The organism is Geodermatophilus sp. SMS 5-13 (assembly GCF_059428245.1).
The window spans coordinates 5,491,963-5,506,757 of the sequence record NZ_CP165729.1 but is presented as its reverse complement, the minus strand read 5'-3'; the positions used below and the strand labels follow the sequence as shown (position 1 = coordinate 5,506,757).

Below are 14,795 nucleotides of genomic sequence, written 5' to 3'. Positions count from 1 at the left end.
CCTGGCTCACCGTGGGACGTGAGCCAGGAGGCGCTGGGATCAGTTCAGCTGATCGTGGCCGTTCAGTCGTAGATGATCACGCCGCGGATGTTCTTGCCGGCGTGCATGTCCTCGTAGCCCTGGTTGATCTCGTCGAGCGTGTACTTCTTGGTGATCAGCTCGTCGAGCTTGATGTTGCCCTCCTGGTAGAGCCGCAGCATCCGCAGGATGTCGGTGTGCGGGTTCGAGTCGCCGAACAGCGCGCCCTTGAGCTCCTTGGCGAACAGCGTGAGCTCGCCGATGGAGATCGGCACGCCGACCTCGGTGATGTCGCCCAGGCCGGTGACGACGACGGTGCCCGCCTTGCGGATCGCCTGGAACGCCTGCCCGACGTGCTCGGGCTTGGTCACGCCGACCGTGACGATCGCCTTGTCCGCGCCCTGGCCGTTGGTGATGCTCTTCGCGAACTCGTCGGCCTCCTCGATGCTGGCGAACGTCTCGGTGGCGCCGAGCTCGCTGGCCTTCTCCCGCTTGAAGGCGACCGGGTCGACCGCGATCACGTGGCTGGCGCCGGCGTGCGCCGCGCCCTGGACGGCGTTGATGCCGATCCCGCCGATGCCCATGACGATCACGACGTCGCCGGGCGCGACCTTGGCGGCCTGCACCGCCGACCCCCAGCCGGTGCCGACGCCGCAGCCGGTGAGGCAGGCGACCTCGAGCGGGATGTCGTCCGGGATCTTGATCGCGGAGTCCACGTTGACCGTGGTCACCTGGGAGAACGTGCTGATGCCGCACATCTGGCCGACCGGCGTGCCGTCCTTGAGCTGCAGGCGGAAGCTCTCGGGGTCGTCGAAGCGGGCGCCGAGGAGCAGCCCGGCGCCCAGGTCGCACAGGTAGGACATGCCGTTGGCGCACCACCGGCACTTGCCGCACGCGGGCAGGAAGGAGAAGACGACGTGGTCGCCCTCCTTGAACCCCGTCACCCCGGGACCGACGGCGGTGACGACGCCGGCGCCCTCGTGCCCGCCGGCCATGGGGTAGTGGCCGACCGGGATGTCGCCGGTGGCCAGGTGGTCGTCGGAATGGCACATGCCGGAGGCGGCCAGCTTGACCTGGATCTCGCCCGCCCGGGGATCGTCGACCACGAGGTCGACGACCTCGAACTTGCCGGGTGCTTCGCGGATGATCGCGCCGCGGGACTCTACGGGCACCGTTGACCTCCTCGTCGCCCTCGTCGAGGGCCCGTCTCTGGGCATGCGCGAGCGCGCATGAACACCCCGACGTTATGGCCCCCGTCACACCCGGGGGAAGAGCCCTGCAACGTTCTTCGCTACGTTCGCGGCGCGAGCTCGAACCGTGGTACGTCCCGGCGGTCAGACTGGGCCGGTGACGGTCGTCCCGGTGGTCGTGGTCGGCGCCGGGCCGGTGGGGCTCACGGCGGCGCTGCTCCTCGCCCGCCGCGGCGTGCCGGTGCTCGTGCTGGAGCGCTACCGCGAGCCGTATCCGCTGCCGAGGGCCACGCACCTCGACGACGAGGTGTTCCGGGTCCTGCAGGACGCCGGGGTCGCCGACGAGGTCGCCGCCATCAGCCGGCCGATCGCCGGGATGCGGCTGGTGGACCGGCGGCTGCGCACGCTGGCCGAGTTCCCGCGTCGCGCCGAGGACGCGCGGCACGGCTGGCCACCGGGGGTGCTGTTCCGCCAGCCGGAACTCGAGGCCGTGCTCCGTTCCGCGGTCGCGTGCACACCCGGCGTCGAGCTGCGCGCCGGCTGCGAGGTGACCGGGCTGACGCAGGACGGCCACCGGGTCGTCCTCGCGACGGGGGACGGCGCCGTCGCCGCCTCGTTCGTGGTCGGCTGCGACGGGGCCAACAGCACGGTCCGGCGGCTCATCGGCGCGGGCATGCGCGACCTGGGCCGGCCGGACCGCTGGCTGGTGGTCGACGCCCGCTGGCCGGGCGCCACCCCGGTGTGGCCGGGCGTCCACCAGGTCAGCGATCCGCATCGGGCGGCCACGTTCATGCCGGTCACCGGCGACCGCTACCGCTGGGAGTTCCGGCTCCACCCGGGGGAGACGGCGGAGTCGGCCGACCTCGCGGCCCTGCTGGCGCCGTGGGGCGCCGCGGACGCCGAGATCGAGCGGGCGGCCGGCTACGAGTTCCGCGCTCAGGTCGCCGACCGGTGGCGAGCCGGTCGCGTGCTGCTCGCCGGGGACGCCGCGCACCTCACCCCGCCGTTCATCGGGCAGGGGCTCGGCCTCGGCCTGCGCGACGTGCACCAGCTGACCTGGAAGCTGGCCGCCGTCCTGGCGGGGACGGCGAGGGAGGAGCTGCTGGACACCTACGCCGCCGAGCGCGCGCCGCACGCCCGCGCGCTGATCCGGGTGGCCGTGCGGCTCGGCGGGCTGATGACCGGCGGCGGCCGGGCGGGGGACGTCGTGCGGCGCGTGGTGCTGGCCGGCTACCGCCGGGTCCCGGCGGTGGCCGCGCTGGCGCGCAGCAGCCGGACGCCGCCGCTGCGCCGCGGGCCGCTGGTGGAGCGGCACGGCCGGGCCGGCCGACGGCTGGCCGGCGCGCTCGTGCCCCAGCCGGAGGTCCTCGCCGGCGGACGGCGGTGCCGGCTCGACGACGTCCTGGGGGCGGGTTCGGCGGAGCTGTCCGTGGACGGCGGCCGGCTCACCGTGCGCCCGCTCGAGCCGGCCGGGCCGCCGGTCGCGATCGAGGACCCGAGCGGCCTGCTGGCCGGGTGGCTGGAGGCCGCCTCCGCCCGCGCGGTCGTCGTCCGCCCGGACCGGATCGTGCGCTCCGCCCGCTGAGCAACAGCCTGGGCGGAGCTTGGCGGTTCCTTAGCGTCGCCTTTCCCTGGGCGGAAGCAGAGTTCCCGCCATGAAGAAGAAGACGATCCTCACCGCCGCCACCGCCGCCCTGAGCGCCGGCCTCATCGGCTTCGCCGCCGTCTCCGCGTCGGCCGACTCGTCGCCGTCCTCCTCCGACGACTCGACCCGCACCGTCTCCTCGGTCGTGCAGAACCGCGGCGGCGCCGACGACCCGGTCACGCACGACCTCGGCGACGACCACGGCTCCGGCGGTCACGGTGCGGACGACGTCGTCCGGACCCAGGCGCCCGCCCCTGCTCCCGTGAGCAGCGGGCGCGGCGGTGGGGACGACCCGGCGACCCACGACGTGGGTGACGACCACGGCTCGGGCGGCCACGGTGCGGACGACGTCGTCCGGACCCAGGCGCCGGCGCCGGCCGCGGCTCCCGCCAGCAGCGGTCGCGGCGGCGCGGACGACCCGGCGACCCACGACGTCGGTGACGACCACGGCTCGGGTGGCCACGGTGCCGACGACCCGGCGACCCACGACGTTGGCGACGACCACGGCTCGGGTGGCCACGGTGCCGACGACCCCGCCGGTGACGACCACGGCTCCGGCGGTCACGGCAGCGACGACTGAACCGCCTCGAACATCTGGCCCCTCCCGCGTCCTCCACCGAGGACCCGGGAGGGGTCCTGTCATGCCGAGCGGACGCCCGACCTGACCTCGACGGGCGCATCCGAGCCCTCGACGCCCAGGCGCCGCTCGAAGCCGGGCGGCAGGACGAGGTCGTCGCGGCGCAGCTGGTCGATCGACTCACGGCCGAGGCCGACCATCGCCGAGCCCAGCCCGTCGCGCAGCAGGTCGAGGACGTTCTCGACGCCGGCCTGGCCGTTGGCGGCCAGCCCCCACAGGTAGGCGCGCCCGATCATGACCGCCTTCGCGCCCAGGGCGAGCGCCTTCGCGACGTCGGCGCCGCGGCGGATGCCGCCGTCCAGCAGCACCTCGACCTGGTCGCCGACCGCCTCGGCGACCGCCGGCAGCGCCCGGATCGAGGCGGGGGTGCCGTCGAGGTTGTTGCCGCCGTGGTTGGACACCGAGATCGCGGTGACGCCGGCGTCGATCGCCCGCTTGGCGTCGTCCACCCGCATGACGCCCTTGAGCATGAACGGCGCCTCCGGCCACTGCTTGCGCAGCCAGGCGACGTCCTCCCAGGTCGGCATGGGCGACTGCATCCACATGCCGTAGGCCTCGAAGAAGGTCGGCGCCGGCTGCGCGGGGTCGCCGACCATGTTCGGGACGGTGAGGTCGGGCAGCTTCCTGGTCCGGGCGAAGTCGAGCAGCCAGCGCGGCTTGAGCGCCACCTGCGGGGCGTAGCGGCGGACCGCCTCGAAGTTGATCTTCTCCGGGATGAACGGGCTGCCCCAGTCGCGGCCGTAGGAGAACGACCAGTCCAGGGTGGCGATGATGCCGGCGGCGCCGGCGCGGCGGGCTCGGTCGACCTTGGCGGCCATCTGGTCGCGGTCGCCGACCCAGTACAGCTGGAAGAACGTCTTCGGGTTGGCCTCGATGACCTCCTCCATCGGCTTGCTGGCCATCGAGGACAGGCCCATCGCGGTGCCGCGTGCGGCGGCGGCGCGGGCGACGGCGACCTCGCCGTCCGGGTGCACGGCCTGCACGCCGGTGGGGCTGATCAGCACGGGCAGGGTGATGTCCTGGCCCATGACGCGGGTGGCCATCTGCTTGGCGTTGGCCAGGCCGGCGGTGTGCGGGGCGAAGCCGATCTCGTCGAAGGCGGCGGTGTTGTCGGCCGCCGTCAGGCCCTTCTCCGCGCCGGCGACCAGGGCCCCGTAGACGCCCTTGGGCAGCCGGCGCTCGGCCCGCCGCTGTGCCTCGGCCACCGTCTCGAACCAGGCGTTCGCCATCTGCACGCTCCCGTTCTCGCTGTCAGGGTGGTCATCGTGGCACTGAGTGCCACGACGTGTCAGGTGCGGGCGGGGGATCCGCCGTCCAGGGAGGGGAAGGCGCCGGCGAGCTCGCTGAAGGCGGCGCCGAGGTCGTCGGCCAGCCGGGTGCGGCCGTCGGCCAGCCAGACCGCGAACGCGGTGGTCGCCGCGGCGCGCGTCGTCGTCGCCACCAGGCGGGGGAGCAGCGCCTCGGCCGTCGTCCCCGTCCGGCGGGCGACGTGCTCGGCCACCACCCGGTCGATCTCGGCGTAACGCAGCTGCGAGTGCGCCTGCAGCGCGGGCTCGGTGAGGATCAGCCGCATCCGCTCGCGCAGCAGCGGCAGGTCGTCCTCGGCGTAGTCGTTGACCTCGACGTAGGCGGCGCAGATGCGGGCGAGCACGGGGCGGTCCGGCTCGTCCTCCGCGAGCAGCCGCGCGAGCCGGGCGACGTGGCCGCCGAAGTCGCCCCACACGGCGTCGGCCTTCGTCGCGAAGTACCGGAAGAAGGTCCGGCGGCTGATGCCCGCCTCGGCCGCGACGTCGTCGATCGTGACCTGCTCGAACCCCTTGACCGTGAACAGGTCGAGGGCCGCCTGCTCGATGCGGGCGCGCGTCCCCCCGCGCGGGTCCGACCCGGTCTCGGTCACCCCGCCATCTTCCGCTCTCGCCGGTCCGCGCGGGGTCTCCCGGCGGGCGGGCCCGTTGTTGCCGGTGGCACCGGGTGCCACTAGCGTCCGACGTGACCCACACCACTCCGGCTCCTGGAGGCCCGCATGCCCGAGACGACGACCCCCGCCGACGTCGACACCGAGGTTCCGGCGCCCGCCGCCGAGGAGACCGTGGTCGAGGAGTCGCTGGTCGAGGAGGTCTCGATCGACGGCATGTGCGGCGTCTACTGAGCACTCTCGTGGACGAGTTCGACCCGGGCCTGCCCTGGCAGCGGGCCCGGTCGGTCGCCCTGCGGCCCGAGCCGTTCGGGGCGCTGGTCTACCACTTCGGCAACCGCAAGCTGTCGTTCCTGAAGTCCAAGCTGCTCGTGCAGGTGGTCGAGTCGCTGGGCGAGCACCCGAGCGCCACGGCGACGTTGTCCGCGTGCGGCGTCGCCGAGCCGCAGCGGCCGGCCTACGTCAAGGCGCTCGCCGACCTCGCCCGTTCGCAGATGATCGAACCCCGGGAGTCCGCGTGACCGCAGTGCTTCCCCAGCGTCCCACCGGCGGGCGGCTGATCGACCAGTTCGAGTACGGCCTGGACGCCCCGATCTGCCTGACCTGGGAGCTCACCTACGCGTGCAACCTGGCGTGCGTGCACTGCCTGTCGTCGTCGGGTCGGCGGGACCCGCGGGAGCTGTCCACCGCCGAGGCCGAACGGGTCATCGACGAGCTGCAGCGGATGCAGGTCTTCTACGTCAACGTCGGCGGCGGCGAGCCGACGGTGCGGCCGGACTTCTGGCACCTGCTGGACTACGCCATCGGCCACGACGTCGGCGTCAAGTTCTCCACCAACGGCATCAAGCTGGACAGGGCGCGGGCCGAGCAGCTGGCCCGCACCGACTACGTCGACGTCCAGATCTCCTTGGACGGCGCGACCGCCGAGGTCAACGACGCCGTCCGCGGCGCCGGCTCCTTCGCCACCGCGACCCGCGCGCTGGAGAACCTGGCCGGGGCGGGGATGAAGGACTTCAAGGTCTCCGTCGTCGTCACCCGCGAGAACGTCTCCCAGCTCGACGACTTCAAGGCGCTCACCGACCGCTACGGCGCCCAGCTGCGGATCACCCGGCTGCGCCCGAGCGGCCGCGGCGCCGACGTCTGGGACCAGCTGCACCCCACCGCCGCCCAGCAGCGTGAGCTGTACTCGTGGCTGCTGGCCAACGGCGACAACGTGCTGACCGGCGACTCGTTCTTCCACCTCTCCGCCTACGGCGAGGCGCTGCCGGGCCTGAACCTGTGCGGCGCCGGGCGCGTGGTGTGCCTGATCGACCCGGTCGGCGACGTCTACGCCTGCCCGTTCGCGATCCACGAGCAGTTCCTCGCCGGCAACGTGCGCTCGCCCGGCGGCTTCCGGCGGGTCTGGCAGGAGAGCGAGCTGTTCGCCGAGCTGCGCAGCCCGCAGACCGGGGGCGCGTGCACGAAGTGCGGGCACTTCGACGCCTGCCGTGGCGGCTGCATGGCCGCGAAGTTCTTCACCGGCCTGCCGCTGGACGGCCCCGATCCCGAGTGCGTGCAGGGCTACGGCGAAACGGCCCTGGCCGCCCGCGACGGCGCCACGCCGCGCAGCCACCTCGACCACTCGCACACCGGGCCGGTGCGCGGCCAGCCCACCCTGCTGGGCATGCCGTCGATCCCCGCCAAGCTCTGCGACGAGTCCCCGCTGGCGGGCGCAGACCTGGGCTGAAGGGCTGTTGACCGCGGCCGGACGACCTTCGAGAGTGTGGCGCACACCACACGATCGAGGAGGCGGTCATGACCGCACAGGTGGACACCCGGATCGACGACGTCCTGCGGCACGCGGTCGAGAGCGGCGCGGTACCCAACGTCGTCGCCGTCGCGGCCGACACCGACGGCCCCTTCTACGAGGGCGCGGCCGGCAACCGGACGGTCGGCACCGACCAGCCGCTGGACGGCGGCACCGTCTTCCGCATCGCCTCCATGACCAAGATGGTCGCGACGACGGCGGCGCTGCAGCTCGTCGAGCGCGGCGAGCTGGACCTGCAGACGCCGATCGACACGCTCGTGCCCCAGTGGGCGGAGCTGGAGGTCCTCGAGGGCTGGGACGGCGACACCCCGCGCACCCGACCCCCGGCGACCCGCGCCACCGTCCACCACCTGGTCACCCACACCAGCGGCCTCGGCTACTGGTTCTGGAACGCGGACCTGGTCCGCTGGGAGGCGGCCACCGGCACGCCGAACGTCCTCGTCGGCAGCCGGGCCTGCTTCAGCGCGCCGCTGGTCGCCGACCCGGGGACGCAGTTCGAGTACGGCATCAACACCGACTGGCTGGGCCTGGTCGTCGAGGCGGTCTGCGGCCGCACGCTGGACAAGTACCTGGAGGAGAACGTCCTCCAGCCGCTGGGCATGACGCAGACGACGTTCAGCCCGACGGCCGAGCAGCGGGCCAACCTGACGCCGGTGCACATGAAGGACGAGAACGGCCAGTGGGTCGCCACCGACCTCGACTGGTCCCCGGAGCCGGAGTGGTGGGCCGGCGGGCACGGCCTGTACTCCACGCCCCGCGACTACCTGCGCTTCCAGCGGATGCTGCTGGGCAACGGCGAGGTCGACGGCGTCCGCATCCTGCGGCCGGAGACCGTGGACGCCGCGTTCACCAACCAGATCGGCGATCTCGACTTCCCCAGCCACATCCCCACCGCCGACCCCGCCTCCACGCACGCCTGGAACGGCCCGGCCGGGATGAAGTGGGGCTACGGGCTGCTGCTCACCACCGAGCAGGAGCCGGGCATGCGGGCGGTCGGCAGCGGCGCGTGGGCCGGCATCTTCAACACGCACTTCTGGGTCGACCGCGCCAGCGGGGTCACCGGCGCCATCTACACCCAGTTCCTGCCGTTCATCCCGGAGGAGGCCATGGCGGTCTACGCCGACTTCGAGCGGGCGGTGTACGCGAGCCGCTGACCTGCCCCGGCTAACCTCGCGCGGTGCGCAGCCTCGGGGACGTCGTCTGGCCGGACGTCCCCGAGGCGCCGCTGCTCGTCGTCCCCCTCGGCTCGGTCGAGCAGCACGGGCACCACCTGCCGCTGGCCACCGACACCATCGTGGCCTGCGCCGTCGCCGGGTCGGCTGTCGACCGCCTGGACGGCGCGCTGCTCGCGCCCGCCCTCGCGTACGGCGCGAGCGGCGAGCACGAGGGCTTCCCCGGCACGATCTCGCTCGGCACCGAGGCGCTCACCGGGCTGCTCGTCGAGTACGGGCGGTCGGCCTGCCGCTGGGCCGGCCGGGTGCTGCTGGTCAACGGCCACGGCGGCAACCTCGACGCGCTGGTCGCGGCCGGCACCGTGCTGCGTGCGGAGAGCCGGGACGTCGCCTGGTTCCCGTGCGGCGTCCCGGGCGCCGACGCGCACGCCGGGCGCACCGAGACGTCGCTGATGTTGCACGTGGAACCGGAGGGGGTGCAGGGGGAGCGCGCGGTCGCCGGCGAGACCCGGCCGATCGGGCAGCTGCTGCACCGGCTGCGGATCGAGGGGGTCCGGCCGGTGAGCCCCACGGGCGTCCTCGGCGACCCCGCGGGCGCCTCCGCCGAGGAGGGCGCCGGGCTGCTGACCGCGCTCGCCGACCGCCTGGTCGACGCCGTCGCCACATGGGACGTCGACGCGAACGGCCGCCTGCGTGCTTCATCGCGATAAAGCGCGTGATTAGGGTCCGCAGCATGACGCAGCAGCCGACGCACGAGCTGGTCTCCGAGGCGCCGACACCGCGCGTCGCCGTCGAGACCAACGGCATCAACGTCATCGCCGAGGACGAGCGCAAGGGCACCCCGCGCCAGCTGTTCTGGCCGTGGTTCGGCGCCAACGTCAGCGTCTTCGGCCTGGCCTACGGCTCGTTCCTGCTCGGCTTCGGCATCTCCTTCTGGCAGGCGCTGATCGCCGGCGTCGTCGGCATCGTCGTCTCGTTCCTGCTCTGCGGCTTCGTCGCGATCGCGGGCAAGCGGGGCTCGGCCCCGACGCTCGTGCTGAGCCGGGCGGCGTTCGGGGTGAACGGCAACCGGGTCCCCAGCGTGCTGTCCTGGGTGCTCACCGTCGGCTGGGAGACCGCGCTGGTGTCGCTCGCGACGCTGGCCACCGCGCAGGTGTTCGACCAGCTCGGCTGGAGCGGCGGGACGGCGACCAAGGTGGTCGCCCTGCTGGTCGTCGCCGCGCTGGTGGTGGCTGGCGGCGTGCTCGGCTTCGACGCGATCATGCGGATGCAGACGGTGATCACCTGGGTGACCGGCGTCCTGACCGTGGTCTACCTCGTGTTGGTGGCCGACCACGTGGACTGGTCGGCGGTGTCCTCGCTCCCGGCCGGGTCGACGGCGGCGGTGGTCGGCGCGCTGATCCTGGCCATGACCGGCTACGGGTTCGGCTGGGTCAACGCGGCCGCCGACTACTCCCGCTACCTGCCGCGGACCGCCTCCACCCGCGGGGTCGTCGGCTGGACGACGTTCGGCGGCGCGCTCGCGCCGGTCCTGCTGCTGCTGGCCGGCTGCTCGCCGGCTCGGATCCCGACCTGTCCGCGCAGATCGGGCTGGACCCGATCGGCGCCCTCGGCACGCTCCTGCCCACCTGGTTCCTCGTGCCGTTCATCGTGGTCGTCGTCCTCGGCCTGATCGGTGGCGCGCTGCTGGACATCTACTCGTCCGGCCTGTCGCTGCTGGCCGCCGGGCTGCGGGTGCCGCGCCCGGTCGCGGCCACGATCGACGGCACGCTGATGGTGATCGGCACGGTCTTCGTCGTCTTCGTCGCCGACAGCTTCATCGGGCCGTTCCAGGGCTTCCTGATCACCCTCGGCGTCCCGATCGCGGCCTGGTGCGGCATCTTCCTGGCCGACCTGGCGCTGCGCCGCCGCCCGTACGCCGAGCCCGAGCTGTTCGACCCCCGCGGCCGCTACGGCAGCGTGCAGCCGGTCCCGCTGCTGCTCCTGGTGATCGGCACCGTGCTGGGCTGGGGGCTGGTCACCAACACCTTCGCCGGCTGGCTGGACTGGCAGGGCTACCTGCTCGGCCCGCTCGGTCTCGGCGGCAAGGACGGTTCCTGGGCGTTCGCCAACCTCGGCGTCCTCGCCGCCTTCCTGGTCGGGCTGCTCGGCACGCTGGCGCTGCGCCGGTCGGCGGTGCGGGCGCAGGAAGCGGCCGCATGACGCCGCCGGGCTGGCTGGTCGTCGTCGACCTGCAGCGGGTGTTCGCCGACCCCGGTTCGCCGTGGACGACGCCGCGGTTCGAGGAGGTGCGGCCGCGGATCCGCCGGCTGGCCGGCGCCTTCGACGGCTGCGTCGTCTTCACCCGGTTCGTGGCCCCGGCGCAGCCGGTCGGCGCCTGGCGCGAGTACTACGACACCTTTCCGTTCGCGCTCCAGCCGCCGGACGCGCCGCTGTACGAGCTGGTCGAGGACCCGGGCGCGGCCGAGGTGCTCGACGTGACCACGTTCGGCAAGTGGGGCCCCGACCTCGCCGAGATCGTCGGCAGCGGCCCGCTCACGGTCGCCGGCGTCGCCACCGACTGCTGCGTGATCTCGACCGTGCTGCCGGCCGCGGACGCCGGCGTGCCGGTGCGGGTGGTCACCGACGCCTGCGCCGGCTCCAGCGACGCCGACCACGACCGGGCGCTGCGGGTGATGTCCCTGTACGCCCCGCTGGTCGAGCTGACGACGACCGACGAGGTGCTCGCCGCCCGATGAGCGTCGGCGCGCCGCCGGAGGACCGGCTGCCCGACGGGTTCGCCGTCCGGCTGGACCCGGCGGTGCAGCGGCGGGACGGCGGCGCCGCGCTGCTCGGCGGCTCGCCGCTGCGGCTGCTGCGCCTTGCGCCGCGGGCCCTGGCGCTGCTGTCCGGTGACCGGCTCGTCGTCCGGGACGCGACGAGCGCCGTCCTGGCCGCCCGGCTGCTCGACGCCGGGATGGCCGTCCCCGACCTCGGTGCGCGGGCCCCCGACGACGTCACGGTCGTGATCCCGGTCCGGGACCGGACGGCGTCCCTCGCCCGGCTGCTGGCCGCCCTGCGCGCCGATCCGTCCACCGCCGGCGTCCCCGTCCTGGTCGTCGACGACGGCTCGACCGATCCCGGCGCGGTGGCGACCGTGGCCGCGGCGCGCGCCGCCGACGTGCTGCGCCAGGCCCCCGCACGCGGACCGGCCGCCGCCCGCAACGCCGGCCTGCGGGCGGCCGCGACCGCCACGGTGGCCTTCGTCGACTCCGACTGCGTGCCGCGGCCGGGCTGGCTCGACGCGCTGGCCCCGCACCTGGCCGACCCGCGGCTGGCGCTGGCCGCCCCGCGCATCGTCGGGCTGCCGCCGGAGCGCCCGACCTGGCTCACGCCGTACGAGTCGGCGGTCAGCGCGCTCGACATGGGCGACCGCGCCGCCCCCGTCCGGCCGCTGTCGGCCGTCTCCTACGTGCCCAGCGCCGCCCTGCTCGTCCGCCGCACGGCGCTCGGGGCCGGCTTCGACGAGTCGATGCAGGTGGCCGAGGACGTCGACCTCGTGTGGCGGCTGACCGGCGCCGGCTGGCGGGTGCGCTACGAGCCGGCGGCCGAGGTGGCGCACGACCACCCGTCCGCGGCCGGGGCGTGGCTGCGCCGCCGCGCGTTCTACGGCACCGGGGCGGCGCCGCTGGCCGCCCGGCACGGCCGCGCGGTCGCGCCGCTGGTCATCTCCCCGTGGTCGGCGGTCGCCTGGGGGCTGCTGCTGTCCGGCCGGCGGGGGCTGCTGCCGGCGGCCGCCGTCCTGGGTGTGGCCTCGGCCCGGCTGGCCCGCCGCTTGTGCCGGCCGGGGGAGGCGCCGCCCGTCCTCTTCGCCGCGGGCCTGGTGCTGCGCGGCACGGCGACGGCGGGGACGACGCTGGCCCGGGCGGTCACCCGCCACCACTGGCCGCTGGCGCTCGCGGCCGCCGTGGTCTCCCGCCGGGCGCGCCGGCTGGTGGTGGCCGCGGCCGTGGGCGACGCCGCCGTCGCCTGGTGGCCGCACCGGCGCGCGGTCGGGCCGCTGCGCTTCGCCACCGCCCGGCGGCTGGAGGACCTCGCCTACGGGGCCGGGCTGTGGGCCGGAGCGCTGCGGGCCCGCGACCCGCGGGCGCTGCTGCCGGCTGCGCCGCCCACGTTCGAGGCCGTCAGAGGCCGCCGGCGACCCGGAGCACCGCGCCGCTGATGTAGGACGCCTCCGCGCCGAGCAGCCAGCCGACGGCCGGTGCGACCTCGTCGGCCTCGCCCGGCCGGCCCATCGGGATGCGCGCGGCCACGCGGTCGGGCCGGCCCGGGTCGCCGGCGTCCGCGTGGATCCCCGTGCGCACGAGGCCGGGGGCGACGGCGTTGACGCGGATGCCGTCGTCCGCGAGCTCCTTGGCCAGCCCGACGGTCAGCGCGTCGACGCCGGCCTTGGCCGCGGCGTAGTGCACGTACTCGTGCGGCGAGCCGAGCGTGGCCGCGGAGGAGGAGACGTTGACGATCGCCCCGCCGGCGCCCCCGCGCCGGGTGGACATCACCTGCGCCGCGCGCCGGCAGCACAGCAGCACCGCGACCAGGTTGAGGTCGAGCACGCGGCGGACGACGTCGACCGGGGTGTCCGCGAGGTCCCCGAGGTGCAGCGTGGCGCCGGCGTTGTTCACCAGGCCGGTGGGTGGCCCGAGCCGCTCGGCGACGGCGTCGAACAGCCCGTCCACCTCGCGCTCGTCGGTGACGTCGGCCCGGACGGCGACCGCGCGGACCCCCCGCTCGGCGGCCCTCGCGGCGGTGCGCTCGGCGGCGCCGGCGTCCCGGACGTACCCGATCGCGACGTCGTGCCCGAGCCCGGCGAGGTGCAGCGCCGTCGCCGCGCCGATGCCGCGCCCCGCCCCGGTGATCAGCGTGATCGGTCCTCCGCGGTCGGCCACGCAGCCATGCTGCCCGATCCGCGGCCCGCTGGGACGGACCGGTCCGGCTTCGGGTGGGCGCTGGTGGAAACGCTGGTCAGCGGTCACGATGGGCGCGACATGTGCTTCCGGTCTCGCAGCGTGGCGGGTCGATGACGACGACGAACCCCTGGCTGGCCCTGCCCCTGGGCCGGCCCAGCCCCGGGCTGACCCGGCGGCTGCGGGCTGCGCACGAGAACTTCGTGACCGGGGCCCCGCCCGCGCCCGGCGCCGTCCGCACCGTGGTCGTCGACTCCTGGCGGCGCAGCCTCGGCAGCGGCGTCGACCCCGACGGCGGCGCGCCGCCGGTGGAGCTGCTGGACGGCGACCTGCTGGCCTACCGGGAGGCGCATCCCCTGGCCCCGGTCATGCCGGTGATCCGCCGGCTGCTGGTCGAGGACGCCGAGGCCGACCGCATGATCGTCGCGGTGACCGACGCCGCAGGCCGGATGCTGTGGGTGGAGGGCGACGCCGGGCTGCGGTCCCGGGCGGCCGGCATGCACTTCGTCGAGGGCGCGCGGTGGGCCGAGGACGTCGCCGGCACCAACGCCCCGGGGACGGCGCTCGCGGTGGACCACGCGGTGCAGATCTTCGGCAGCGAGCACTACCGCCGGCCGGTGCAGCCGTGGAGCTGCTCGGCGGCGCCGGTGCACGACCCGATCTCCGGCGCCCTGCTCGGCGCCATCGACGTCACCGGCGGCGACCACGTGGCCAGCCCGCACATGCTCACCCTCGTGCGCGCCACCGTGGCCGCCGTGGAGTCGGAGCTGCGGCTGCTGCACCGCGAGCCGGCCGCCCGCCCCCCGGCCGCGCGCGCCGTTCCGCAGCTCGACGTCCTCGGCCGGGACCGCGCCCGGCTCACCCTGCCCACCGGGCGGATCGCGCTCTCCCTCCGCCACTCCGAGCTGCTGCTCCTGCTGGCCGAGGCCGCGGCCGCCGGGGAGGGGCGGACCGCCGAGCAGCTCGCCGCCGAGTGCCACGCGGGCGGGACGGCGGCGGTCACCGTCCGCGCCGAGCTGTCCCGGCTGCGCCGCCTGGTCGGCCCCCGGCTGGTCGGCTCGCGGCCCTACCGGCTCTGCGGCCCGCTGGAGACCGACCTCGACCGGGTCCGCCGGCTGCTCGGCCGCGGCTCGGTCGGCGCGGCGCTGGAGCGGTACCCGGGCGCGGTGCTGCCCGCGTCGCACGCGCCGGGGGTGGCCGCCGCGCGCGAGCGGCTGGCGGCGCTGCTGCGGCACCACGTGCTGCGCAGCCGCCGTCCCGAGCTGCTGCTGCGCTACAGCACGCTGCCCGAAACCCGGGACGACGTCGTCGTCTGGCAGGCCTGCCTCGACCTGCTGCCGGTCAGTTCGCCGCGGCGGGCCCAGGCCGCCGCGAACCTGCTCCGCCTGCGCCGCGCCCCCCGCTGACTCCCGCGGGCTTCTGTACCGAAAGCCTGGTCACACCCGGGAATGCCGGTCGGCGGGCGGCGCCT

The 14,795-nt window shown here is 75.1% G+C and carries 16 protein-coding genes; 12 read left to right on the top strand and 4 right to left on the bottom strand.

The features are described from left to right. Positions 1-62: 62 nt before the first annotated feature. Positions 63-1,190 carry an NDMA-dependent alcohol dehydrogenase gene (locus tag AB3388_RS26730; RefSeq protein WP_495408374.1) on the bottom strand — a complete coding sequence of 376 codons (1,128 nt, stop codon included), beginning with the start codon at positions 1,188-1,190 and terminating at the stop codon, positions 63-65. Between the two features lie 175 nt (positions 1,191-1,365). On the opposite strand from AB3388_RS26730, the gene AB3388_RS26725 reads away from it, so the two are divergent. Together AB3388_RS26725 and AB3388_RS26720 are read left to right on the top strand one after the other, a co-directional pair. Further along, positions 1,366-2,793 (top strand): bifunctional 3-(3-hydroxy-phenyl)propionate/3-hydroxycinnamic acid hydroxylase, encoded by a 1,428-nt coding sequence (locus AB3388_RS26725; protein WP_495408373.1) that lies wholly within the window; start codon positions 1,366-1,368, stop codon positions 2,791-2,793. Between the two features lie 70 nt (positions 2,794-2,863). After that, positions 2,864-3,433 (top strand): hypothetical protein, encoded by a 570-nt coding sequence (locus AB3388_RS26720; protein WP_495408372.1) that lies wholly within the window; start codon positions 2,864-2,866, stop codon positions 3,431-3,433. Positions 3,434-3,492: 59 nt separating this feature from the next. Here the strand turns inward: AB3388_RS26720 and mftD are convergent, their stop codons facing one another. Together mftD and mftR are read right to left on the bottom strand one after the other, a co-directional pair. Next, on the bottom strand, positions 3,493-4,719 hold the full coding sequence (mftD, locus tag AB3388_RS26715; protein WP_495408371.1) for a pre-mycofactocin synthase MftD: 1,227 nt from the start codon (positions 4,717-4,719) through the stop codon (positions 3,493-3,495). Positions 4,720-4,778: 59 nt separating this feature from the next. Then, positions 4,779-5,387, bottom strand: coding sequence for a mycofactocin system transcriptional regulator MftR (mftR, locus tag AB3388_RS26710; RefSeq protein ID WP_495408370.1), 609 nt, complete (start codon positions 5,385-5,387; stop codon positions 4,779-4,781). Between the two features lie 126 nt (positions 5,388-5,513). On the opposite strand from mftR, the gene mftA reads away from it, so the two are divergent. The 9 genes from mftA (at position 5,514) to mftF (ending at position 12,585) form a co-directional block, all read left to right on the top strand. Then, a complete protein-coding gene (gene mftA, locus AB3388_RS26705) occupies positions 5,514-5,639 on the top strand; it encodes a mycofactocin precursor MftA (RefSeq protein WP_495408369.1) in 126 nt (41 codons plus the stop codon). An 8-nt stretch (positions 5,640-5,647) separates the two neighbouring features. Beyond that, positions 5,648-5,926, top strand: coding sequence for a mycofactocin biosynthesis chaperone MftB (gene mftB / locus AB3388_RS26700; RefSeq protein WP_495408368.1), 279 nt, complete (start codon positions 5,648-5,650; stop codon positions 5,924-5,926). Next, positions 5,923-7,131: a mycofactocin radical SAM maturase gene (gene mftC / locus AB3388_RS26695; RefSeq protein WP_495408367.1), complete on the top strand. Its 1,209-nt coding sequence runs from the start codon at positions 5,923-5,925 to the stop codon at positions 7,129-7,131. The genes mftB and mftC overlap by 4 nt, the downstream gene beginning before the upstream one ends. 68 nt (positions 7,132-7,199) lie before the next feature. Continuing rightward, positions 7,200-8,366 (top strand): serine hydrolase domain-containing protein, encoded by a 1,167-nt coding sequence (locus AB3388_RS26690; RefSeq protein ID WP_495408366.1) that lies wholly within the window; start codon positions 7,200-7,202, stop codon positions 8,364-8,366. A gap of 23 nt (positions 8,367-8,389) precedes the next feature. Continuing rightward, a complete protein-coding gene (gene mftE, locus AB3388_RS26685) occupies positions 8,390-9,094 on the top strand; it encodes a mycofactocin biosynthesis peptidyl-dipeptidase MftE (RefSeq protein WP_495408365.1) in 705 nt (234 codons plus the stop codon). Positions 9,095-9,117: 23 nt separating this feature from the next. Then, a complete protein-coding gene (locus AB3388_RS26680; RefSeq protein WP_495408364.1) occupies positions 9,118-10,056 on the top strand; it encodes a purine-cytosine permease family protein in 939 nt (312 codons plus the stop codon). Next, complete coding sequence (locus tag AB3388_RS26675; protein ID WP_495408363.1) at positions 10,023-10,586, top strand: purine-cytosine permease family protein; 564 nt, start codon at positions 10,023-10,025, stop codon at positions 10,584-10,586. Before AB3388_RS26680 ends, AB3388_RS26675 begins: the two co-directional genes overlap by 34 nt. Then, positions 10,583-11,122, top strand: a complete 540-nt coding sequence (locus AB3388_RS26670; protein WP_495408362.1) for a cysteine hydrolase family protein — start codon at positions 10,583-10,585, stop codon at positions 11,120-11,122. The genes AB3388_RS26675 and AB3388_RS26670 overlap by 4 nt, the downstream gene beginning before the upstream one ends. After that, positions 11,119-12,585 carry a mycofactocin biosynthesis glycosyltransferase MftF gene (mftF, locus tag AB3388_RS26665; RefSeq protein WP_495408361.1) on the top strand — a complete coding sequence of 489 codons (1,467 nt, stop codon included), beginning with the start codon at positions 11,119-11,121 and terminating at the stop codon, positions 12,583-12,585. Before AB3388_RS26670 ends, mftF begins: the two co-directional genes overlap by 4 nt. Here mftF and AB3388_RS26660 read toward each other — a convergent pair. Then, complete coding sequence (locus AB3388_RS26660) at positions 12,548-13,306, bottom strand: SDR family oxidoreductase (protein WP_495408360.1); 759 nt, start codon at positions 13,304-13,306, stop codon at positions 12,548-12,550. The genes mftF and AB3388_RS26660 overlap by 38 nt on opposite strands. A 131-nt stretch (positions 13,307-13,437) precedes the next feature. Between AB3388_RS26660 and AB3388_RS26655 the strand changes: the two genes are divergently transcribed. Next, the gene (locus AB3388_RS26655) at positions 13,438-14,730 is read left to right on the top strand and encodes a GAF domain-containing protein (protein ID WP_495408359.1); all 1,293 of its coding nucleotides are present in this window, start codon (positions 13,438-13,440) and stop codon (positions 14,728-14,730) included. The last annotated feature ends 65 nt before the right edge of the window (positions 14,731-14,795 follow it).

Coding starts and splice junctions, on each gene's coding strand:
- AB3388_RS26670 (WP_495408362.1), top strand. CDS start 10,583: ATGACGCCGCCGGGCTGGCTGGTCGTCGTCGACCTGCAGCGGGTGTTC.
- mftA (WP_495408369.1), top strand. CDS start 5,514: ATGCCCGAGACGACGACCCCCGCCGACGTCGACACCGAGGTTCCGGCG.
- AB3388_RS26655 (WP_495408359.1), top strand. CDS start 13,438: ATGACGACGACGAACCCCTGGCTGGCCCTGCCCCTGGGCCGGCCCAGC.
- AB3388_RS26690 (WP_495408366.1), top strand. CDS start 7,200: ATGACCGCACAGGTGGACACCCGGATCGACGACGTCCTGCGGCACGCG.
- AB3388_RS26720 (WP_495408372.1), top strand. CDS start 2,864: ATGAAGAAGAAGACGATCCTCACCGCCGCCACCGCCGCCCTGAGCGCC.
- mftD (WP_495408371.1), bottom strand. CDS start 4,719: ATGGCGAACGCCTGGTTCGAGACGGTGGCCGAGGCACAGCGGCGGGCC.
- AB3388_RS26680 (WP_495408364.1), top strand. CDS start 9,118: ATGACGCAGCAGCCGACGCACGAGCTGGTCTCCGAGGCGCCGACACCG.
- mftF (WP_495408361.1), top strand. CDS start 11,119: ATGAGCGTCGGCGCGCCGCCGGAGGACCGGCTGCCCGACGGGTTCGCC.